We start from the raw sequence: 23,386 nt of genomic DNA, 5'->3' as shown, positions 1-23,386 counted from the left end.
CTTAAAAAAACAGTAAATATAAACACATGAAAACCAAACACTATAACGTCTTTGTCATTGGTTCTGGAATTGCTGGAAAAACCGTTGCCGAGACCTGTGCTAAAAATAAATTAACCGTAGGCATTACCGATAATCGCGAGTATGGAGGCACTTGTGCGAATAGAGGTTGTGATCCAAAAAAAGTGATGCTTCAATTTTCTGCTTTGTTGGAGCAATCCAAACGCTTAAATAATTTAGGGGTATCAAAATTGCCTGAAATAAACTGGAAGCAAGTTCAAAATTTTAAAACGGAATTTACTCAGAAAGTTCCAGTGTCAACAGAAGAACATCTAAAAAAATTAAACATTGATCTGTACCACCAATCGCCTGTATTTATTTCAGAGAATAAAATTATTGTAGAGGGAATAACCATTACTGCAAATTATTTTGTTATTGCTACAGGTCAAATACCCAGAACATTAAATATTAAAGGTAAAAAGTACTTAGAAACCAGTGATGCTATCCTTGATCTGGAAAAGGTTCCTAAATCGGCAAGCTTTATAGGTGCTGGTTATATAGGCATGGAATTCGCAACTATGCTAGCAGTATTGGGTTGCAATGTCACTGTTTTTGAGTATGCTGATAGCGCACTTTTAAATTTTGATTCTTTTTTAGTTGAAAAACTAATCGCCAAAATGGAAAAGTTAGGCGTTGCATTTATTTTTAATGCTGAAGTTGCGGCAATAGAAAAACGCACTAAAAATATAAGAATAAAATATACGATTAACGGAAGTAAAAAAAGACATAAAAGCCGACACGTATTCAATACCGGGGGACGGGTACCGTCAATTAGCACTTTGAAACTTGAGAATGCAAACGTTGATTTTGATGAGCGCGGGATTATTGTAAATGATTTTCTTCAAAGTAAAACAAACAAAAAAGTGTATGCATGTGGTGATGTGTCTAATTTGTCTTTGCCTTTAACGCCTTTATCGGGTTTGCAAGGTTCTATTGTTAGTGAAAATATAATAAACGGAAACAAAAAAGAATTTCAATTTCCATTAGTCCCGTCAACAGTATTTACACAACCTAATTTGTCTACTGTTGGACTATCTGAAGCTGAAGCTAAAAACCGCTATAAAAAGGTGTTGATTTTTAAAGGAGATGCACAGGAGTGGTTCAATGCAAAAAAAGGAAATGAAGACACCTATGCCTATAAAATACTAGCAAACGAACGCACAGGTGAGATTGTGGGCGCTCATATTTTAGGACATGAAGCGAATGAAAATATCAACTTACTAACCGTAGCTATAAATAATAAGATGACGGTTTCAGAATTTAAACGTATGATTTTTACTTATCCCTCGTATAGTAATGATTTGAAATACATGCTGGCTAATAAATAGCTTTTTATTTATTACGGTTTTTATTGAAGCGATTGTTTATAGCGCAATACCATTTACTATAGTAATACTTCCAAAGTAAGAACAAGACCTTTCGACTATAATCGCGAAGGGATTAATAACCTGCTTCTAAATTTAGAACTCACAATAATCAGGTGAAGTTCCTATTAGTTTACTATCATACGTATGGTTTTTTGATTATTATTCGCATCACTAACTTTTACAATATAGACGCCTGAAGCATAAGTGCTCACGTTTACATCAAGTTCTTTAAATAATACATTACTATATATTTTTGTACCAAGAAGGTTATAAATTTCCACCTTTTTTTCAGCAGTATTTGCTGTAATAATAGTCGCTTTATTTGAAGTGGGGTTTGGGTATATTTTAAAAGATATTTCTAAATTTTCAGCATCAGTACTCAGTGTATTTAGGCTTTGTGCAAACATCCAATCCCATACCTCCTGATTATTATATGTTTTTGTCCAAGCATCATGATTGCCATTTTTGTAAAGCGTAAAGGAGAGTTTATCGTTTGGTTCATGAACGCCGGCGCTGGAAGACCACGTTTGGGTATTCGTATCAAATTGCATGGAATAATCATCAGCAGCAACTGAATTACTGCTGCCGTAAGGATAAACGGTCATGACAGAATTAGTAATGTTGGCAATTCTATTCATATTATTAATAGTTTGACCTTTACCAACGGTATTATCATTAAAATTATGATGTGCCCAAATAGGTGTTTGTTGTAAAAAATCAGAGGGATCGGCTACACTACCAGCTCCACAAATAGGAACTGCAGCAGCAATTTTATCATAATGACCTTTTAAGGCATTCCATGTGCCACCGCCACCAGCACTTAAACCTGTTACGTATACTCTACTTAGGTCTATAGGATAATTAGTAGTTAAGTAGTCAAAAAGACTTAAAAAATTAGCGGGGCTAAACCAACCTGAAGCACTTTGGGGCGAAATTATAATAGCTTCAAAATCAGAACCTTGTTCAATTAATTTTGGTGGGCCATTAGCTAATACTTTATATAATTCTGTAGTTCCATTACCTTTTTCTCCCAAACCATGATAGAATAAAACAAGTGGATAAGTGGTACTAGACGACTGATTAAAGCTTGTTGGCAGATATTCGTAATAACCAAAAGGAGCGTCTGGACTACCCAACATGACGGCGGTGTGATCACCAGCATTGCCATAAGGCGTTTGCGCATGTAATAGCGGTGAACTACAAAAAACAAAAAGAAATATAACTAATAGTAGCGGTTTAGTATGCATAACACATTTATTATTTGGGGTTTTTTAAGTGTTTTGATTATCAAAGCATTATAAAATAGGTAATCAAATATAATAAAAAAAACGACTGCTCACCAATCTTCTGGAGTGATGCCGTTTTAATCTCATATTTCTAAAAGCGTAGTGCTCTAATAATCGCAGCTTCTATTCGTGTTTCCCAACCTCAAAGCCATGTTTTCCTAAGTATTGATTACCACTTTCTATAGCATCATCTTCTAGTGTTGTTCCCATAGAATCATTCCAACGGTTTAAGTAGCCAAATAAGGAAACAACACCAAGCATTTCTACAATTTCCCCGTCGTCCCAATACTTATGTAAACGTTTTTGCATAGCGGCATCAACGCCATTGGGGACTTGTGAAGCAGCTAAAGAAAAATCTAAAGCCGCGCGTTCTGCTTCATTAAAAGCGGGGTGTGTGCGATACTCCCAAATGTTATCTAATTGTTCTTGTTCTGCACCATAACGTTCAGCTGCACGAATGGCATGTGCCTGGCAATAGCGACAACCGGTTGCATTACTACTCACCCAAGCTATCATTCGCTTAAGTGCTGAAGTTACACGCCCTTCATTAGCCATAACCGCCTTGTTTAAATTTATAAAGGCTTTCGAAATGGCAGGTCTGCGTTGCATGGTTAATACAGAGTTAGGACAAAAGCCCAAAGTCTCATTAAAAAATGCCGCTAAGTTTTTAGTTTCTATATCGTGTTCCGCATCTAAAGGTGTTACTAAGGGCATATGTTTGTTTTTTTAGTAGTATTTTTGGAACTATCAATTAACGAAAAATTCTTCAATTATGTCACATAAAGTCACAACAGTTTGGAAAGAAAAACTGGTTTTCGAAAGTGATAACCCAAGTGGTTATCCATTTAATTTGGGTCAGTCGGAAGAAATTAAGGACCCTTACAAGCCATTAAGACCTAAAGCCGTAATGTTATCTTCTTTAGCGGCCTGCTCGGGTTTAGATATCGTCTCTTTGGCTGAAAAAATGAGAATTACATTTGATGATTTTAAAATTGAAGTTGAAGGTCAACTTACTGAAGAGCATCCAAAAACATACCATACTGTTTCTGTGGATTATCATTTCTATGGCAGTGATTTAGATGAAATCAAAATTAATAAAGCGATTACCCTTTCGGTTGAAAAATATTGCGGCGTCATGGAAATGTTTCGCCAGTTTGCAACACTGAAAATAAATACACATTTTCATAATAATAGTGATATGGCGTAATATTCGCTTCATTAATTTTAACTTTAAATACGACATTTAATTCATGCGCTGGACTCTTAAGCCAAAACCAAATCTTGAAAAAGTAAAACGTTTACAGCAAGCCCTTCAAATAGAAGAAGCGGTTGCTAGTCTTTTGGTTCAGAGAGGTATTGAAACTTATCAGGAAGCGAAGTTGTTTTTTAGACCCAGCCTAGACGATTTGCATGATCCATTTTTAATGAAAGATATGGAAAAGGCAGTTGAACGCATCGAAAAAGCCTTTGAAAACAACGAAAACATATTGGTTTATGGTGATTATGATGTTGACGGAACTACCGCAGTCTCTCTGTTATCTAGTTATTTATTAAGTGACTATTCTAATGTGGCAACCTACATTCCAGACCGTTATGATGAAGGCTATGGTATTTCATATAAGGGGATTGATTTTGCTGAAGACAATGGATTTTCACTCATTATTGCTCTCGATTGCGGTATTAAAGCCATAGATAAAGTCGCTTACGCAGCAGAGAAAAACATAGATTTCATTATTTGTGATCACCACAGACCAGGAAAACAAATACCAAATGCAATCGCCGTTTTAGATCCAAAACAGGAGGATTGTAATTACCCTTTTGATGAGTTATGCGGCTGTGGAGTTGGTTTTAAACTAATCCAAGCGCTTGCTTCAAAAAAAGGGCAAACCATAGCAGATTTAGTGCCTTATTTAGATTTGGTCGCCACAGCAATAGGAGCAGATATTGTACCAATTACAGGAGAAAATAGAGTCCTGGCTTATTTTGGCTTACAAGTGATTAATAATAAACCACGAGCAGGTTTCAAAGCCATCATTAATCAGATTAAAAAAGACACACTAACCATTACAGACGTTGTTTTTATTATTGCACCAAGAATTAATGCTGCAGGACGCATGAAACACGGGCAATATGCGGTGAATTTATTAACAGAAACGCACCTAGAAACGGCTGAAAATTACGCTAAAGAAATTGAAGATTTCAATACAGACCGTCGTGAAACAGACAAAAAAATCACGATTGAAGCATTGGAACACATTAAAATTCAAAAAGAACAAGACCGCTTTACCACCGTTGTTTATAACGAAAACTGGCACAAAGGTGTGATTGGTATTGTGGCTTCCCGGCTTATTGAAACCTATTACCGCCCAACACTAGTATTTACAAAAAGTGGCGATAAACTAGCGGCTTCGGCGCGTTCTGTTAAAGGCTTCGATGTATATAATGCTTTAGAAGCCTGTGCAGAACATATTGAACAATTTGGCGGTCATAAATATGCTGCCGGACTCACGTTGAAAGAAGAAAATTACGAGGCTTTCAAACAAAAATTTGAAGCAGTTGTAGAAGCCACCATAGATAAAAGATTACTAACGCCAGAAATTGCAATAGATACTCAAATAGAACTTAACACAATCACGCCTAAATTCTATAGAATTTTAAGCCAGTTTGCACCTTGTGGCCCAGGAAATATGTCTCCTGTATTTATGAGTGATAATCTTATGGATACGGGCTACGGTAAATGTGTTGGTGAAGATGAAACACATTTACGTATTACAGTAAAGCAGCCTAATAGTGATAAAATAGTATGTATTGGCTTTGGCTTGGGTGAAAGGCTAAGCCTTATTGAAGGACATAAAACGTTTAAAGCGGCGTACTCCATAGATGAAAATGAATGGCAAGGGCAGGTGTCTTTGCAATTGAAGTTGCGAGATATAAAAGAATAATTAATTAAACCTCACAGTCCCGGAATATCGGGATTAAAATAGATGAGGTTTCAATATTTAATAAATTTGCAAAAAAACGATCCATACGCAGCATTGCGCTTTAAAGAGTTCAACACCTTTTTATTAATGCGTTTTTTACTAGTTTTTGGCTGGTCTATGCAGTTTATCGTTATAGAATGGCAAGTGTATTCTATCACTAAAAACCCGTTATCGCTTGGTATTATAGGTTTAATGGAGTTTTTCCCTGCTTTTTTTATGGCCTTATTTGCTGGACATATTGTAGACCAAAAAGAAAAACGAAACTTACTCATACTTTGTATTGCTGCATTTTCAATAATTAGTTTAGGGTTGTTTTTATTAACGAGCCCAAGTGTTACTCAAGAGTGGTCCACTAATTCTGTGTTATATTCTATCTATGCTTTAGTCTTTTTTGGTGGCTTTTTGCGTTCCTTTTTTGGACCGATCTTGTTTTCTTTAGTCGCTTTAATTGTACCAAGAAAAGTATTTCCAAACGCTGCAACCTGGAGCAGTAGTACTTGGCAAATGGCTTCAATTATAGGTATTGGTTTTGCTGGTTTCTCTATAAGTTGGTTTGGTGTGCATTGGTCTTTGTGTATTGTTTTTGGTTTAGTGATGCTATCATTAATCACAGTGACGCAGATTTCAAAAAAACCAATATTAAACACAAAAATTAATGAACCTATATTAAAAAGTTTAAGTGAAGGTATTCGTTTCGTCTTTAAAACCAAAGCTATTTTAGGAGCCTTGACTTTAGACATGATATCCGTTTTATTTGGTGGAGCTGTTATGCTTTTACCCATTTTTGCTCAGGATATTTTAAAAGTAGGTAGTGAAGGTTTTGGTGTGTTAAGAGCCGCTCCTTCTGTTGGTGCGATTATAACTATGGTCGCCACAGCCTACATTCCTATAAGTAAAAATGCGGGTATGAAATTACTAGCTGCCATTTTTGGATTTGGTGTTTGTATTATCGTCTTTGGCTTGTCTTCTGTCTTTTGGATTTCGGTAGTAGCCTTGTTTTTTAGTGGTGTTACAGATGGTGTTTCCATGGTGATTCGTCAAACCATTCTTCAGCTTAAAACACCAGACCATATGCGTGGTCGTGTGGCGTCAGTAAATTCTATGTTTGTTGGTTCATCAAATGAATTAGGGGCTTTTGAAAGTGGAGTAACAGCAAAATTAATGGGTACTGTTACGGCTGTTGTTTTTGGTGGCACCATGACTTTACTTACTGTAATAACCACGGGAATTGTATTACCCTCTTTTAGAAAACTAGACTTGACGAAAGATTTTGAAGAGAATGAAACTAATTAATTGTTTCGTAGGTGTTTTTCTTCCAATTCATGAGTTCTTTGACTTCAAACACAACCCAGTATTTTTTAAAAAATAGACTATCAAGGGCTTTGAACAATTTTAAATAAAAAAAATATTTCCTAAGGTAATGTGATAGCATTAGTAATTCTAAATAAGGTTTATGGAAGTAATTAGAATTCTTTTAATTCCAGATGCTCACCATCAAAAACACCATAGGTATAGTAGGAAATCCAATCACCCAAATTCACATATCGGGCGTGCTCGTTTAATGCAATGTCTAGAGGTAAATGTCTGTGACCGAAAACAAAAAAGTCTCTGTGTTTGTCTTTCAGTTTTAGTTTGCAATATTGTACCAACCACTCGTTGTCTTCACCTAAAAATGTAATATCGTCATCACCAGAAATGAGCTTATTCTTTACTGAAAGATATTGCGCTAAACGCACGCCTAAGTCTGGATGTAACCAACGAAAAAACCATTTAGCAACGGGGTTTGTAAACACCTTTTTCATGCGCTTATACCCTTTATCGCCGGGCCCTAAGCCATCACCGTGACCAATAAAAAAGGTTTTATCATTGAAGGTGTATTCTTGTGGTTTATGGTAAACGGGAATGTTTAATTCCTCCTCAAAATAACCATTCATCCATAAATCATGGTTTCCTACAAAATAATAGATTGGGATTCCAGAATCACTTATTTCTGCAAGTTTACCTAAGGTTCTCGTGAAGCCTTTTGGCACCACTGTTTTGTATTCTGCCCAAAAATCAAATAAGTCACCTAATAGAAAAATAGCTGCAGCATCTTCCTTTACCATATCTAACCAAGCAACAAATTTTTGTTCACGCGGAAACGATTGTTCTTTTGTTGGAGCTCCTAAATGATTATCTGAAGCGAAATATATTTTCTTTCCTTTTGGAATTTGCATGTGTAAATATAATAATTCCTTAGCAGGAAGGAATCTTATGATTTAAATTTTCATAATTTGAATGCGCCCTCAGTAGTTGCGTTAGGGATTACCCAGTCATTTTACTAAGCAGTAAATCACGATTATTTCATAGTTAAGCAATAGTTATGGATCCTCACAAAGCCCTACTTTTTAATCCCGACCTTTAAAACGTTCAAAAACTATGCGGTTAGTTTTCACTAGCGTACCACTCGGCATACGAGCTTTCTGTCTCTTGTAATTTAAGGGAGTGTAGTTCAATACTTTTAGGTAACCGCATCTTGATTTTTTCAGCAAAATCGATAACCATCATTTCGCTGGTGGGTTGATAATCGACCAATAAAACATTGTGCCCTCTATCTTGAAGCTCTTTCGCAAGTTCTACATGAGGGGTGTTTTTATTAAATACAGTCGCGTGATCGAACACATCAACAATCTCTTCTTTTACTATTTTTTTAAGATCGGTAAAATCAATAACCATCCCAAATTTCACATGGGTATTATCCTTAATAGGTTGCCCAAAAACAGTGACCGATAATTTATAACTGTGGCCATGAACATTTTTACACTTACCATCATAGCCATATAGTGCATGACCTGTTTCGAATGAAAATAGCTTGGTAATTCGAATGTTTCCCATTATCTGCGGTTTCTAAATCGGTTAACTAAATAGATCACGATTAGCGCAAAAGCCAAAATGGCAAACATGCCGCTACCTCCTAAAAAATTGAGAATATCCATAATTTATATTTAATGTACTTAAGTACGCCAAAGTTAATGGTTTTGAGAGAGGGGCAAAAATTCTTTTCTAAATTTTATGATTAAAGGGATTCCTCTGGCAATAATCCAAAAGGTGAAAGCTATAAAAACGGCATATAGTTTTAAGTCTAGTTGGTCTAGAAAATAGAGTATAGGAATAAAAACGACTACTGTTGACGCTAATAGAAGATTTCTAAGGTCTTTCATTTTACCAAGACCTTTAAACATCCCATCAAAAATAAAGGCGAGCGCACAAAAGGGTTGCATGGCGAGAACAATCCAAAAAATGGTGTAAAACTCATTTAAGACTTCAGGTTCTTTGGTAAATATTTTACCTATTGGGTAATAAAATACTGCGCCCAATACGGCGATAAAAACACCAATAATGATTCCGATTTTTATTAACCTATTACTTAACTGGATGAGTCTGTTGTATGCTTTTCCACCATATAATTTTCCAGACAAAATATTACCAGCACTCGCGTAACCATCGATTAAAAAAGCACCTAGAAACCATAAATTTATAGCGATAGTGTAGGCTGCGATATATTCATCACCGTAATTTGTTGCATATCTAACAGCCAAAAACAACGTTGTATTTAAGGCCAAAGTTCTAATAATTAAATTACCAATCATTGTTAAAAACCGCCTGATTTCTTTATTAAAAGGAAAAGTAACTAATAACGGAATCTCTGTTTTCTTCAATAAATAATAAGCCGAAAGCACTGCCATTAATAACTGTGCGAATACACTAGCATAAGCGGCGCCTTTTATATGCATTACAGGAATAAGACCATCAACACCGTACACAAAGGCATAGTCTAAAATGATGTTTACTAAGGCGCCTACTATAGCAATAATCATAGGATAGTACGTATTTTGTAAACCGCGAAAGGCACCAAATACGGCAATAGTAAATAAGGTAAAGGGGAAGCCAAAGACGCGTATTTTATAATAGTCTACAGCATAGTCTAAAATTAAACCTGAGGCATTATACAATTTGAAAATGCTTTGTACAAAAGGGTAGGTGCCAAGAATAATTAGAATGCTTAACGAGGTTATTATAAAAATGGCTTGTGCTGGCAGGTTTTTGACTTCGTCTAATTTATTTGCTCCTACATGTTGTGATATTATAGAAGAAATAGCACTTCTGGTTTGTCCAAACACCCAAATGAGCATTGATAAAAAGGTTGAAACGATACCAACAGCGGCCAAAGATTCTGTAGCGTTTAAATCGACATTGCCCACTATGGCAGCATCTGTTAAGGACAGAATGGGTTCTGAAATACCAGCAATTAAAGCTGGTATTGCTAAAGTATTGATGTGTTTTAAGCTAATATTTGTATTCAATTTTCTTATTTAATTGCTATTTGGCAAAGTTCGGAAAGTTTTAGTATAAAAAAATGTATTTTTGTAGTCTAAATTGTTTCAGACGGTATTAATATGAAAAACATTCTTGTTCCAGTTGGCTCATCAAAAAACGCAAAAAGTCATTTACAATATGCTGTAGATTTCGCCGAAGCTACAGGTGCAAAGTTATATGTTGTGCAGATTTACAATGTATATACTAAGGCAGGAACAATGATAAAAATAGATGATATACTTGAGCGCGAAAGCAAAGAATTTTTAGAGCGTCATGTAGCAGAGATAGATGCTAAAGATGTAGAAATTATTACCAAAACCTTTAAAGGGAAATTAATAGACACCTTAGAATTGGTTTGTAAATCACTTAATGTTGATTTAATAATTTTAGAACCTAGAACCAATTCAATAAAAGATGAAGTGTTTTTAGGAAAAACCTCTGGAAAAATTATAAAACAGACCAATATTCCGGCATTAATAGTACCTGAAGGCTTTGTTTTTAAGCCCATTAATTCTATTTTAATGGCTATTAAATCGGCTATTATTAAAAAAGAAGAGGCATTAAACCCATTGCATGTATTGATTAGAGATTTTAACGCTAAGGTAAATTTGCTGGTGGTTAAAACGCCAATCTATAAAAAGGAAGATACAATAATAACGGAAGCTCTAAAAGCAATTATTACGTCATCAAGAGAGACCGAAAACGCGACAACCTATCAAGGGGTATTGGAGCATTATAAAGAGTTTAATCCTGATTTACTTTGTGTCGTAAGACGTAAACGTGGTTTTTTCAGTAAGCTTTGGGAAAAGAATATCGTCTTAAAAAAAGATTTTCATATTACTAGCTTTCCCGTTTTAGTATTAAGCGGATTAAAATAACATTTGGGGATGTAGCTCAGTTGGCTAGAGCGTTTGACTGGCAGTCAAGAGGTCGTGGGTTCGAATCCCATCTTCTCCACTATAACTCAGAATTTTTGAATGCTTTAAAGCATTACGAATATGCCAAGATTGCTTGAGTATATTCTGTCGCTTTGGAGCATCTGGACTAAGAGGACAGACAATTGTATTTGCAGTAAGTGGTCATTTGAGATCTATAATCCCATCTTCTCCACTTTTTTTTATAAAACCAAAGTTACAGATATAACGTAAATATACTGTTCAGCTATTTGTTTCCCTCCATTAATAGTTGTCTTGGTTTTTTTTTTGATAACCAACTCAAATCAACTAAAAATGCGTCAGGTATTACTCTTTTTGATTACTTGTGTTTCTTTGATTTCTTTTGCACAAAACAGTGCCTATAACCCTGTTGAAAGTAAAGGAAAGCTTTATGAGTACGCGAAGTTTACTAAAACTCCCATTGCTGATATTCAGGAGATTCTAAGTAATGAAAGCCGCCTTGAGTTTCAGCCTCTCAGTAATGAGAACCAAAGTGTTGGATTTACTTCTGCTGACTATTGGGTTAAATTTAGTTTAGAAAATACCTCTTCAAATAAAGAAACCTATTATCTGGAAACAGCAAGGCCTATTACAGATGTTGCCCATTTATATCAGATAAATGATGGCAACATAATACAATTTAATAGCGGAGACGGTATTGCTTTTAGTGAGCGACAAGTGCAACATCGTGAAACTATTTTTAAAGTTACGTTACCCAAAAATAGTATGCAGCAATTCTATTTGTATTTAAAAAGCGATGGAGAAACGCTTAATTTGCCCCTTAAATTATATACAGAAGAGGGCTTTTGGAAATCAAATTATAATCAGCAATTATTCTTAGGTGTTTTTTATGGGTTGTTATTTTTGGCGACTTTAATTTATCTTTTTTTCTACACTAGTCTATCTAATAAAACCTTTCTGTATTATGGTGTTTATGTGTTTTCTATAGCCTTATTACAAATGGCTTTAGATGGTCTTATTTTTCAATACCTATTACCCTCTGGAGGCTATTTAAATGACCATGCCGTTTTAATTACCGCCTTGTTTTCTAATTTTTTCTTATTGAAATATTGTGAGCATTTTCTTAAAGTTAAAAAGCGAAGCAGGATTTTAAAACAGGCGTTTAAAGTAGTTTATAGTATTATTATTGTTTTGGGCGTTATGATATTTATTAACGATAAAACGAAAGCTCTAGTTTACCCTATTATTAATCTGAATGGCCTTTTGAGCCTTATACTAATAGTAGTCACCTTGTTTTATTTGCGCTACAAGCGTATTGCTATTGATCCTTTTTTTTCTATCGGAATTTTCTTTTTAGTCCTAGGGCTCTTAGGTTTTGTAATGAATAACTTAAGCTTACTACCTAATAGTTTTCTTGTTCTTAATAGCGCCAAATTTGGTATAGGTTTCGAGGTCGTGTTTTTATCATTATCAATGACCAATTTAATTCGGGATCTACGTTTAGAAAATGAAGACTCTCAAAGAATAGCGCTTACTAAATCTGAGGAGATTAGCGAACTTAAAAGTTACTTTATGTCTAATATTAGCCATGAGTTACGCACGCCAATAAATGCTATCATGGGTATTGCAGATGACGAATTATTTAAAAATACAGATACCGAGACGCACAAAAATTTTGAAATTATTAAGCATGCTTCATTGAGTTTACTTAGTAATATTAACAATATTTTAGATTTTGAAAAAATAGAAAAAGGTTCCTTAAAATTACGAATGGAGTGTTTTAATCCAAAACAGGCGATTGAACATATTAGTAATAATTGGCAACGCATGGCAGAGAAAAAAGGTTTAAAGTATAGTCTTATACTAGAAAACGCTCTTCCTTATTCGGTTGAAGGAGACCCAGAACGTTTCACACAAATCATCAATAATGTTTTAAGTAATGCGGTAAAGTTTACCACTTTTGGTTCTATAGAATTTCATATTAAAAGTCGTGTTAATACACCTGGTCTTGTCTCAATTGAAATGACTGTATTAGATACAGGTGTTGGAATCAACAGTCATAAAAAAGCAAACTTATTCAATAGTTTTGGACAAATGGGAGCTAACGACAAACGGCGATTTGGCGGTGTAGGCTTAGGATTAAGTATTGTTAAACACTTGATAGATTTATTTGGAGGAAAAATCTCTATTGATAGTGAAGAAGCACGTGGTACGCAAGTAACGCTGTCTGTGGCTCTCAAAGTTATTGAGTTAGTCATGCCAGATAGCGTTGTTAGAACAAAGGAAGATGTTAATGACACCCCTTTAAGAGTATTGGTTGTAGAAGATAATGTGATGAATCAATTAATTATGAAAAAAATATTGAACACGTTGTCGATTACAGATTTCAAAATGGCGTTTAACGGAAAAGAAGCCCTTGAACTTATAGATAATAATGCATTCGATATTATTTTAATGGATTTACAAATGCCGGTTATGGACGGTTACGAAACGACTATAAGCATAAGGAATGGTAACTTAAAACATAGGGATAAAGACATCCCAATAATAGCGGTTACGGCCGATACAACAGAGACTGCAAGAGAAAAAGTATTAGCAGTTGGTATGAACGATTACATTACTAAGCCTGTAAACAGAGTGTTACTTTTCGAAAAAATCAATAAACATAAAAAGAACACTTTAAATAGTGCTTAACCCTTAATCATGGCTATATTAATTTTGGTGATCTCGTATAGTGCCTTAGGCATCTCGCTGTCATTCCAAGGCTGTTGAGCACCAAATACATGGTCACTGTTTTCAATGGTAAATAATTGCGCCTTAGGATTCCATTGTTTTAGTGCTAGTGCTTCTTCATATTTTACCGAAGGATCGTTTTTTGCATGAATAATTAGATGTGGAACTGTTAGTGCTTTTTCTGCCCGTTCTATGGTTAATCGTTGTTCATTAGCTTTAAAGTTTTCATAAAACTGGTAGTTGTGAGGCATTTGTTGTTTTGTTCTTCCGTTAAAAACGTACTTTACACCTTCTTTTCTCCAGGTTTTTAAATCCCCAATGGTAGCCGTTCTTTTAGCAAAATCGGAGACGCTTGCTAAGGTTATTAAATTTGTAATTCTTGAATCTTCTGAAGCTTTGATAATCGCTATTCCACCACCACGGGAGTGACCAATGACGGTCACGTTAGAGTGGTCTATTTCCCCTCTTAACTCATCGTCTTCAGATAAAAAATGGTTTAGAACAGCCTCTAAATCATCCAGCTCTTTAGTGTAATTGTTTTCTGCAAAAGCCTCTAAATCTGGAAAATCAATGGGACTCTCAACCGTGCCACCATTATGAGAAAAATTGAATTTCACAAAAAACAAATTCGCGTTCATATAGGCTTCAGCCATTAAATGCCAAGCGCCCCAATCTTTAAAACCTTTGTAACCATGGCAAAAAATTATTAAAGGTTTGGGTTTTTTAGTTTTATTATAAAACAGATCGAAAACTATAGGTTTTTGGTTTTTTCGGTTTAAAATTTGGTTTTTTTTAATCATTTTAGCTCTTTTTCTGTAAAATTCATTTCTGGATTACAAATCTCTATGATGAGTTTTTTAAGTTCTTCAAAGTAGTAAGCTAAGGTCTCCTCGGTTATCAATGTCGTTTTACTTCCACCACGAATTTGCTCTTTCTTTGTGAACTTTAAAAAGCCAGATTGTAAATTTTTAAATGAGATAATGCCTGCTTCGATGGGGAAATTAAGGGGTTTTTCTTTATTCATCATGTAGGCATAAGCTAATATTTGAAAACTTTTACTATATTTTTTATAATCGGTTGTTAAATCTTCCCAAGCAACAATTGAAACTTGACTGTCTAAAACCTTACCCGTTTTGTAGTCTATAATTCGCGTTACGCCATTATATTCGTCTACACGGTCTACCGTACCGTTCATATTCACTTCAAAATTTAATTCAGGAATATCCAGTCGGATGTTTGATTTCGTTTCTAATGCAGTAATCTTTATAGTATTTCCTTTTTTTAATTCTTCAATTTCTAGATTTAAAAAATTAAGAACATAGCGTTTTGAAATTTCAAAAATGATGAGGTTTTTACCTGTAGTCATATCACCCGCCTTGTAGATGGTATTAAAAAATCGGGAAATTGTTTTTTCAATCTTTGGCTTTAGATTGGTGACACCTTCAACAGTTAAAAATTCACCTAAAAAAGGTTGATATAAGGCCTCCAAAGTATCATGAATTACTGTGCCCATGGTATTGGCAGCGACTGTTTCTTCAACCTCTTCCAGATCTTTAATGCCCAATAACTTTTGATAATAGAAATCTAAAGGATTTCGAATATAATTTGTTAGTGATGAGGGCGAAAAGCCCTTTTTTGCGATACGTTTTAAATGTTCTAAAACGAGTTCCGTTTTTTTTATCTCTTTTAATTCGCTTAATAAATTAGGAATATGTGGTGTTACTATTTTGTGCTTAACATCATGAATACCCTCTAGCTCTAACTGCGTTATGAATCTGCTCTTCTCACCAGCAGTTAAAATATCTGCTTCAGTATTATACAAAATATAGATGTTTTTAGCGCGTTGGAGTAACCTATAAAAGTGATAGGTGTAAACCGCGTCCTTTTCTTTATAAGTTGGCAAGTTGTTTTCTAGCTTTACATCGAAGGGAATAAAGGAGTTATTTGTTTTTCCAGAAGGGAGAACACCTTCATTTACACTAGAAATTATTACGGTTTCAAAATCTAAAACACGAGACTCTAACATGCCCATGACTTGTAAACCTTGTAGTGGTTCTCCTTGAAAATCTAATGTTTCTGATGCTAGTAATTCTTTATAGATACTAAATAAAGCCGAAATATCATTGATATGATTATAGTTTTCATTAAGTCTGTAAAGCTCGTTAAAAAGTGTGTTAAAGCGGTATAAATACTCTAATCCTATTGTGTTATTTTCTTTGTCTTGAGTAAGCGCATCCTTTATTTTAGTAATAATTTTAAAACAATGTGTTATTGCTTTTTGTGCATCGTTTTGCCAATTTTCAAACAGTAACGCAATACTGTCAGTAGTGCTGTTATCGTAATTTTTTAGATCCTGAAGCGACACATAAACCAAATTGTTTTTCTCAAGTGTTTCTATAATTTGTGCAGCGTAGTCTACCTGGTCTATAATTAACAACGGTCTTACAAATTGATGCGATAGAATGCGAATAATATCTTTATAATATAAGTCGTCTGAGGCTTTCTTTTGAAGGGTAAATAGTTGTTCAAATAGTGAGGCTAATGGAATTGAGCCTAGCGGAAAACCCATAGTAATATTTAATGCATCAATGTTAGAGGGGATTGAGTTTAATACAGGGATTAGCAAGTTTTCATCGCCAAGAACGACAGCAGTACTTTTTAAATCTGGGTTATTATTTTTAATAGTTTTTAATAGCGAACCGATGGTTTTTGCTTGTCCTACATTTTTTGGAACACCAAAAACTTGAATATTTTTTTCCGTGGAATAATGGTTTGTAACCCAATTGAAAGGGTGTTTTTCAAAATGTTTCCAGTTTGTTTTGTGTTGCCTTGTAAAAAGAGCGGCATCGTGTATTGGGTTACTTAAAAAGGCTTCGTCTATATCCCAATAGATCTCCGCCATGTTGTTTTGTAACAATTTTTGGATGATGGTTTCTTCAGCAGTGTTTAAAGCGTTAAAACCTAAAAATATATGTTTTTTTCTATTTACAGTACAATAGTTTTGAATGTTTTCAACGGCTTCACGATATATCAAGCCTTGATAACCTGTTTTTTTGGAGAGTAAAGTTTCTGTGTAGTGTTTATAATAACGCTTTAGTTTATTCCAGAATTTGAGATAATTTTTAACAAAGTCTGTTTTGTCGTTTTCTGTAGACCAATGTTCTAATTCTTTTATAGCGCTTAAATAATCGAAGATGTTATTTTGTGGAATGAGGTAACGATCAATTTCATTAAAATCCTGTAATAGTATTTGTGCCCATTTAGCAAAGTTTTCAAAAGGTTCTCGCTCTTGTTTTGGAGTGAGATGACAATACGTATTATAAAACTCGAAAAGTAGTTCTGTGTTAGTAATAGACTTAAGTTCTGCCAAGTCTTCTACAAATTCCTCAATACTAATAATAGTAGGAGCAAAAATGGTTTCATTTGAAACAGCAACGAGTTCTTTTTTTAAAAAAACTCCTGCACGTCTACTTGGTAATATAAATATTAATTCTGATAAATTTTCACCCTTATTTTTAAGGTCTTGTAGTACATCTAAAATAAAGCTCTTCATGTTATAAAAATAGAAAACGCCTCGGTAAACCGAGGCGTTTTTTTAAAAACTTATTTAAAAGTATTGAGAAACTTATTTTTTAAGTTTAATCTCAGTACGTCTGTTGTTTTTTCTACCAGAACTAGTTGCGTTTGAATCTACTGGGTATTCTTCACCAAATCCATAAGCAGTTAATCTGTCACTGTTAATTCCATTTGCAATTAAGTAATCTCTTACTGCATTAGCTCTTCTTTCAGATAATAACTGGTTAGAAGATTTAGAACCAACGCTATCAGTATGTCCTTCTAATGTAAAGTTAGAATCAGGATATTCTTTTAAGATAGCAGTTATGTTTTGTAATACCTCGTAAGATTGCTTTTGGAAAGTTGATTTTCCACTATCAAATAAGATAGTTCTAGCATACTCATTTAATTGATCAATAACCTCTTGAGTTGGTTGTACAATTTCTGGGCAACCATTGTTTGCAACAGTACCAACTACGTCAACACATTGGTCATCTTTATCTAAAACACCATCACCATCTGTATCAGGCCAAGGACATCCGTTATTAGCAGCAGGACCAGGCTCGTTAGGACAAGTATCATTCTTATCTGCAACACCATCACCATCAGCATCAGGACAACCATTTAAAGCTTTAAGACCTTTTACAGTAGGACATTCATCACTACCATCTACAACACCGTCTCCATCTGTATCAGGACAACCGTTGAATTCAGCTAAACCAGCTTCGTTAGGACAAGAATCTTTAGAATCTTCGATACCATCACCATCAGTATCAGGACAACCGTTGAAAGCTTCTAGTCCAAATACTTCTGGACATGCATCATTTTTGTCATATATACCATCACCATCTGTATCTTTTCCACCAAATCTAACAGAAAAACCTGCAGAATGTTGGAAGTGAGTAGTTAAGTAATCTTCAAAAGCATGCTTATATTTAGACTCCACAAAGAAACCTACGTTATCAGTAAACCAGTATGTTAAACCTAAAGAACCATTTAAAGTTCCAGCGCCAACAGCATTACTACCACCTGCACCGTTAGTATTGAAAGGACCTTCTTCTACCCACGTATAACCACCACCTACTCCAATTTGTGGATCAAGTTTTGTAGTGTTTAAAACGCTAGAAAGGCTATATCTTACATTTCCATCAAGAGCATAATAGTTTAAGTCAGCAACGGCAGTGTCACCATACTTATCAATTTTGTTGATAGACCCACCTAATTGTAAAGAGAAATTTTCTCCTAGGTATTTAGACACGCTTATCGTTGATAAAGAAGGAAGTATATTCCAGTGGTCTTCTACGTTAAAGTATTCATCAAAAACACCAGTAGCGTCAGATGATTCCATACCTGAGTAAAAGTCTACTGCGTTAACTCCGAAACTAATAGCCCAAGGATTATCTTGGTCTTGTGCATTCACATTACTAAAACTTACTACAAGTACTAGTGTGAATAATAATCTGCTAAGATTTTTCATATTCAAAAATTTTAATTTTTAAGTGTTAATTAGAAGCAAAAATAAGTTGTTAAACATTATTAACAAAGACAAATATATAAAAATATTGGTTATTCCTGCAAATTGTTAAAGTTTATAATATTTATTTAATGATTTCCAATGCTTTTCCTACTTTAATAAAGGCCTGTATTGCCTTATCTAGATGCGTTTTTTCGTGGGCTGCTGACAACTGTACACGTATGCGTGCTTTTTCTTTTGGTACAACAGGAAAAAAGAAGCCTATAACATATATCCCCTCTTTTAAAAGCATATTTGCCATGGTTTGAGATAATTTTGCATCATATAACATGACTGGAACAATAGCTGAATCGCCATCAATAATATCAAAACCAGCTGTTTTCATTTCTTTTTTAAAGTAATTGGTATTGCTTTCCAGTTTGTCTCTTAAAGTAGTATCGTTTTTAAGCATGTCAAAAACCTTAATAGATGCTCCAACTATAGCAGGTGCTAAAGAATTTGAAAACAAATAAGGTCTTGATCGTTGTCTTAATAACTCTATCACTTCTTTTTTAGCAGTCGTATAACCGCCCATAGCACCACCAAGTGCTTTGCCTAAGGTTCCTGTGATAATATCTATACGACCTAAAACACCCTTAGCTTCAAGTGTGCCTATACCCGTTTCACCAATGAATCCTGTGGCGTGACATTCGTCTATCATGACTAAAGCATCATATTTATCTGCGAGGTCACAGATTTTATCTAAAGGCGCTACTATGCCATCCATAGAAAATACACCATCTGTAACTATAATTTTAAACCGTGCACCATTTTCGTTAGCAGCTATAAGTTGTTGTTCTAAATCTGCCATGTCGCTATTTTTATATCGATAGCGTGCTGCTTTACATAAGCGAACACCATCAATAATAGAGGCATGATTTAAAGCGTCTGAAATAATAGCATCCTCTTTTTCTAACAAGGGTTCAAACACGCCGCCATTGGCATCAAAAGCTGCCGCATATAATATGGTGTCTTCTGTGCCATAGAAATCAGCAATCTTTTGCTCAAGTTCTTTATGTATGTCTTGGGTACCACAAATAAAACGTACAGAAGAGACTCCAAAGCCGTGGGTATCCATGGTGTCCTTAGCGGCCTTTATGACCTCTGGATGTGAGGATAACCCCAAATAGTTATTAGCACAAAAGTTTAAAACCGTTTCACCAGTACTCAAAGTGATTTCTGCACCTTGTGGCGAGGTAATAATACGTTCTTGTTTATAAAGACCGTTCTCTTTGATGTCTTTTATTTCTTGTTGTAAATGTTCTTGAATTTTACCGTACATGTTAATTGTTTTTTACAAATTTAGAATGTTTTTTACGTTAGAGATAAAATCAACATTCTTTTTTTATTCTGAATTTATTTCATGAGTTCAAAGCCATTGGACTTAATTAATACGTTTGGACTTTGATGTCTTCATTAATATAGATTAATATTTTTTTAGTGATTTTAAAATTCATGTCTTCTAAAATATCTTGATAGTCTTGCAATTGATGTTGGTATTTAGGGTTTGGCAACCCTGTTTTGTAATCAATAATTACAACGTCTTTCTTGTTATTAATAACCAAACGGTCTGGTCGATAAATTTTTCCTGTTTTAGAAAGGATATCCCGTTCATTATAAATGGTATTGCTTTCAGAAAAATACGAATTTAAATCCGGATGATGTATTATTTCAAGGATTGACATTCGTAATATTTTAGCTTGTTCTTCGTTAATTATTCCAGAGCTTAGAAAATCGTTTATAGCAAAATCTACGTCGTTTTCCGTTTTTATATGTTCCATGAGATCGTGTACCAAATTTCCTTTTTCAATCGCCTGTTCTTGGTTGGTATCCCAAAGACAACCTGAATTAGCAACTATTTTAATATTATGCTCGGCCTTTGCAGTCGAAATAAAAGTTGTTTGTTCAATGGTTTCTATTGTGCTAAGGTCTTCAATCTTTTCTGTTCTTTTTTCTGAACCAAAGCAATAAACTGTTTTTGTGTCTTCCCATTCGCCTGTTTCCATTAAATAATTAATGAGTAAGGATGAATAAGATTTAGACTCAGGATTGCTTTTTGATCCTAAATCCTTTTTGCCTATAACATATAATTGCTCAATTGGACGGGTTAATGCAACATAAAGCAAATTGAGGCTGTCCAACTCCAATTCTGCTTTGTGTCTTTTATATATGGCGTTTCCGGCTTCGCCGAAAAACTCAAAATCTTTATTGAAATTTAATAAAGTGTGTGTAAAACCTTGATATTGTTTTGAATTTATAGGAAGCCATTCCTTTGGTTCTATATCTTCATATAAATTAACTTCTGCATACGGAAAAATAACCACAGGAAATTCTAATCCTTTAGATTTATGAATAGTCATAATCTGAACAGCCTCCTGCTCTTGGGGAGACACGATACTTAAGGCGCCTTTTTTAGTTTCGAAATATTCCAGAAAAGATGAAATATCTGAACTGTTATTCTGTGAATAATCTAAAACAGTATCGAGATAAAACTGTACGTAAGCGTTTGAATGAGTGACCAATTTAAAACCTCTAACAATCGTTTCAGCTATATCAAACAGTGCTTCTTGTACTATTGTTTTTGGATTAAGATGGATATCAAAAGGCTTTAAACCATCAAAAAAGGATTCTAAATCTAAATGCACATGGATTTTAAAAAAAGTATGTTTGTCTTCAATGTTGTGTTTTTCAGCTATAAAATCTAAGACGTGGACTTTACGTTCGCTGTCATTTGGTTTTATTAATAAGGAGAGCACATTATTAATTAACTGGACTTCTGGTGCCCTATTAATTAACATGGTTTCACTAGAAGTGATTTTTATGTTTTGACTGCTCAGATATTCTGCAATAGCAATGCCTTGCTTCTTTTTCCTTACCAGAATGCAAATATCTTTTAAGCGATACCCGTTTTTTTGACAAGAATGAATGGTTTGTAGCACCTGTTGCGTATAGATTTCATCTTTAATTTCGTCTTTTTCAAAGTCTATAAAGTTGAGGTTAACATAGCCTTTTGCTTGTTTGAAAGGCTGTTGAAAAGCCTTTTCGTATAAATCACCATATTCTGCTTTGCTAAAAACGGAAGTAGAAACATGCTTAAAAAAGGCATTGTTAAACTGAACAATTGTTTGCAAACTTCGGTAATTAGACTCTAAATTTTTAACATGTTGTTCACTATGAAACGGCTTTTCTGTTAGATTAAAGAGTTTCATAAACTGTTCTGCTTTTCCACCACGCCAACGGTATATAGCTTGTTTGGCATCACCAACGAGCAATGCTGTTCCTTTCTCAGCTTTGAGGTTTTCACCAGACAAGGTGTTGCCAATTAGTGGGATTAAATTATCCCATTGCATTTGTGAAGTGTCTTGAAACTCATCTATAAAATAATGTTTAAATTTTTCCCCCATACGCTCATATATAAAGGGCGTGGGTTGCCCTTTTATTTCGTCGCTAATGATGGCATTAAATTCACTAATGAGCATTTTGTTTTCTTCGATTTTTATAGTTGAAAGCTCTTGACTTATCGCTTTTAAAACCGAAAGAGGTGTTATGTTTTTTGCAAATGTTTTGAGGAACTTTAAATGAAAAATCCCCGCTTTAGTTTCGTTAAAAGCTGTTGCTATTTGAGGTTGTAAATTTTCAATTGTTGCTGCGGTAGCTGCCGAAACTCTTTTTGGGTATAAAGTTTTAGCACCTAGATCTTCCTGCCATTTAGGATCAAAACTAACAGATAAGTTATTGTTGGCTAATTTTTCAAAATGTTTTGGCAAATAGGCTCCAGAGAAATCACTAAATGCTAACCCATTGGATTCTAAGAGAGACAGTAATGCATTGGCTTCTTCTACAATTAGTTTTTCGGTAGTTGTTTTTTCAGTAATTAACTGTTTTTTTAAAATCTCAAAATCATCGAGTGTTTTATCATCAAGTAATTTTATGTATTCAAAGTCACTTTCTTTTAAAAGTATTTCGGCAATGGCATTAAAGTCTCTTGAAACATCCCAGCTTTTATCATCATTTGCTTTTTCAATAGCAAAATCTATTAATATTTTAGTTAATCTTTTATCTATCCCTGCTTTCGCAATTACACGATCTACAGCTTCGGTGAGTAATGATTTTGTATCGAGTTCAACTTCAAAATTCAATGGTAATTTTAAATCATGAGCAAAGGTGCGTATGAGCCTGTGATTAAAACCATCTATGGTCGAAATATCAAAAGCGGCATAGTTATGCATGATGGTATTTAAAATCGTTATTGCTTTATTGTGAAGGATTTTTGGTTCCATTTTTAATTCTTCGGCAATGGCAATAAACATAGCATTGGGTTGCTCCAGAATTAGAACTTCGGAAAAGACTCTTAGCATTTCTAAAATGCGTGCTTTCATTTCAGCAACCGCTTTATTAGTAAACGTAATAGCAAGAATATGTTTAAATAGATATTGGGTTGATGCTGAAAATAAAATTTTAAGATATTCTTTGACCAACGTAAATGTTTTTCCGCTACCCGCAGAGGCATTATATACTTGAAAAGGAGATGGTGTAGCCATAGTTTAATCTGCTACAAGATAAAAACAAATTGGGTGATGCCTAGTGGATTTTTTGTTTTTTCGATTAAAAACTGAAGGCTTTCAAAATCATGGTGTTAAAC

Annotated in this window: 16 protein-coding genes and 1 tRNA gene; 7 read left to right on the top strand and 10 right to left on the bottom strand. The window is 34.4% G+C overall.

Features of this window, described 5'->3' with window-relative positions; genetic code table 11:
• The first annotated feature begins 26 nt into the window (after positions 1 to 26).
• A complete protein-coding gene (locus GQ46_RS09425) occupies positions 27 to 1,385 on the top strand; it encodes an NAD(P)/FAD-dependent oxidoreductase (RefSeq protein ID WP_044401013.1) in 1,359 nt (452 codons plus the stop codon).
• Positions 1,386 to 1,549: 164 nt separating this feature from the next.
• Here GQ46_RS09425 and GQ46_RS09420 read toward each other — a convergent pair whose 3' ends face one another.
• Positions 1,550 to 2,671: a T9SS type A sorting domain-containing protein gene (locus GQ46_RS09420; protein WP_044401010.1), complete on the bottom strand. Its 1,122-nt coding sequence runs from the start codon at positions 2,669 to 2,671 to the stop codon at positions 1,550 to 1,552.
• 162 nt (positions 2,672 to 2,833) lie between these two features.
• On the bottom strand, positions 2,834 to 3,424 hold the full coding sequence (locus GQ46_RS09415) for a carboxymuconolactone decarboxylase family protein (protein ID WP_044401007.1): 591 nt from the start codon (positions 3,422 to 3,424) through the stop codon (positions 2,834 to 2,836).
• Positions 3,425 to 3,482: 58 nt separating this feature from the next.
• On the opposite strand from GQ46_RS09415, the gene GQ46_RS09410 reads away from it, so the two are divergent.
• The 3 genes from GQ46_RS09410 to GQ46_RS09400 all read left to right on the top strand — a co-directional run bounded on the left by GQ46_RS09410 (position 3,483) and on the right by GQ46_RS09400 (position 6,984).
• On the top strand, positions 3,483 to 3,917 hold the full coding sequence (locus tag GQ46_RS09410) for an OsmC family protein (protein WP_044401004.1): 435 nt from the start codon (positions 3,483 to 3,485) through the stop codon (positions 3,915 to 3,917).
• A 43-nt stretch (positions 3,918 to 3,960) separates the two neighbouring features.
• The gene (recJ, locus tag GQ46_RS09405; protein WP_044401001.1) at positions 3,961 to 5,652 is read left to right on the top strand and encodes a single-stranded-DNA-specific exonuclease RecJ; all 1,692 of its coding nucleotides are present in this window, start codon (positions 3,961 to 3,963) and stop codon (positions 5,650 to 5,652) included.
• Between the two features lie 66 nt (positions 5,653 to 5,718).
• On the top strand, positions 5,719 to 6,984 hold the full coding sequence (locus tag GQ46_RS09400; RefSeq protein WP_044404839.1) for an MFS transporter: 1,266 nt from the start codon (positions 5,719 to 5,721) through the stop codon (positions 6,982 to 6,984).
• 170 nt (positions 6,985 to 7,154) lie between these two features.
• Here the strand turns inward: GQ46_RS09400 and GQ46_RS09395 are convergent, their stop codons facing one another.
• The 3 genes from GQ46_RS09395 to GQ46_RS09385 form a co-directional block, all read right to left on the bottom strand.
• Positions 7,155 to 7,907, bottom strand: coding sequence for a UDP-2,3-diacylglucosamine diphosphatase (locus tag GQ46_RS09395; RefSeq protein WP_044400998.1), 753 nt, complete (start codon positions 7,905 to 7,907; stop codon positions 7,155 to 7,157).
• A gap of 208 nt (positions 7,908 to 8,115) precedes the next feature.
• Positions 8,116 to 8,565 carry a 6-carboxytetrahydropterin synthase gene (locus GQ46_RS09390; RefSeq protein ID WP_044400995.1) on the bottom strand — a complete coding sequence of 150 codons (450 nt, stop codon included), beginning with the start codon at positions 8,563 to 8,565 and terminating at the stop codon, positions 8,116 to 8,118.
• A gap of 134 nt (positions 8,566 to 8,699) precedes the next feature.
• Entirely contained in the window at positions 8,700 to 10,034 is a 1,335-nt protein-coding gene (locus tag GQ46_RS09385) for an MATE family efflux transporter (protein ID WP_044400992.1), read from the bottom strand.
• A 93-nt stretch (positions 10,035 to 10,127) separates the two neighbouring features.
• Here GQ46_RS09385 and GQ46_RS09380 point away from each other — a divergent pair, with 93 nt between their 5' ends.
• The 3 genes from GQ46_RS09380 to GQ46_RS09370 all read left to right on the top strand — a co-directional run bounded on the left by GQ46_RS09380 (position 10,128) and on the right by GQ46_RS09370 (position 13,637).
• A complete protein-coding gene (locus tag GQ46_RS09380) occupies positions 10,128 to 10,925 on the top strand; it encodes a universal stress protein (RefSeq protein ID WP_044400989.1) in 798 nt (265 codons plus the stop codon).
• Between the two features lie 5 nt (positions 10,926 to 10,930).
• Positions 10,931 to 11,004: transfer RNA gene (locus GQ46_RS09375), tRNA-Ala, on the top strand.
• 272 nt (positions 11,005 to 11,276) lie between these two features.
• Positions 11,277 to 13,637 (top strand): hybrid sensor histidine kinase/response regulator, encoded by a 2,361-nt coding sequence (locus tag GQ46_RS09370; protein ID WP_044400986.1) that lies wholly within the window; start codon positions 11,277 to 11,279, stop codon positions 13,635 to 13,637.
• On the opposite strand, the gene GQ46_RS09365 is transcribed toward GQ46_RS09370, so the two are convergent.
• The 5 genes from GQ46_RS09365 to GQ46_RS09345 form a co-directional block, all read right to left on the bottom strand.
• Positions 13,634 to 14,476, bottom strand: coding sequence for a S9 family peptidase (locus tag GQ46_RS09365; protein WP_044400983.1), 843 nt, complete (start codon positions 14,474 to 14,476; stop codon positions 13,634 to 13,636). The genes GQ46_RS09370 and GQ46_RS09365 overlap by 4 nt on opposite strands.
• Entirely contained in the window at positions 14,473 to 17,229 is a 2,757-nt protein-coding gene (locus GQ46_RS09360) for a PD-(D/E)XK nuclease family protein (protein WP_044400979.1), read from the bottom strand. The genes GQ46_RS09365 and GQ46_RS09360 overlap by 4 nt, the downstream gene beginning before the upstream one ends.
• 72 nt (positions 17,230 to 17,301) lie before the next feature.
• Positions 17,302 to 18,708, bottom strand: a complete 1,407-nt coding sequence (locus GQ46_RS09355; protein ID WP_044400976.1) for an OmpA family protein — start codon at positions 18,706 to 18,708, stop codon at positions 17,302 to 17,304.
• Between the two features lie 121 nt (positions 18,709 to 18,829).
• Complete coding sequence (gene kbl, locus GQ46_RS09350; protein ID WP_044400973.1) at positions 18,830 to 20,026, bottom strand: glycine C-acetyltransferase; 1,197 nt, start codon at positions 20,024 to 20,026, stop codon at positions 18,830 to 18,832.
• A 106-nt stretch (positions 20,027 to 20,132) separates the two neighbouring features.
• Entirely contained in the window at positions 20,133 to 23,285 is a 3,153-nt protein-coding gene (locus GQ46_RS09345) for an exodeoxyribonuclease V subunit beta (protein WP_044400970.1), read from the bottom strand.
• Positions 23,286 to 23,386: the final 101 nt, after the last annotated feature.

Source organism: Lacinutrix sp. Hel_I_90 (assembly GCF_000934685.1).
In the GTDB taxonomy this organism is placed as follows: domain Bacteria; phylum Bacteroidota; class Bacteroidia; order Flavobacteriales; family Flavobacteriaceae; genus Lacinutrix.
Note: the sequence above shows the minus strand (reverse complement) of the source record. Positions and strands in the feature narration are given on the sequence as shown.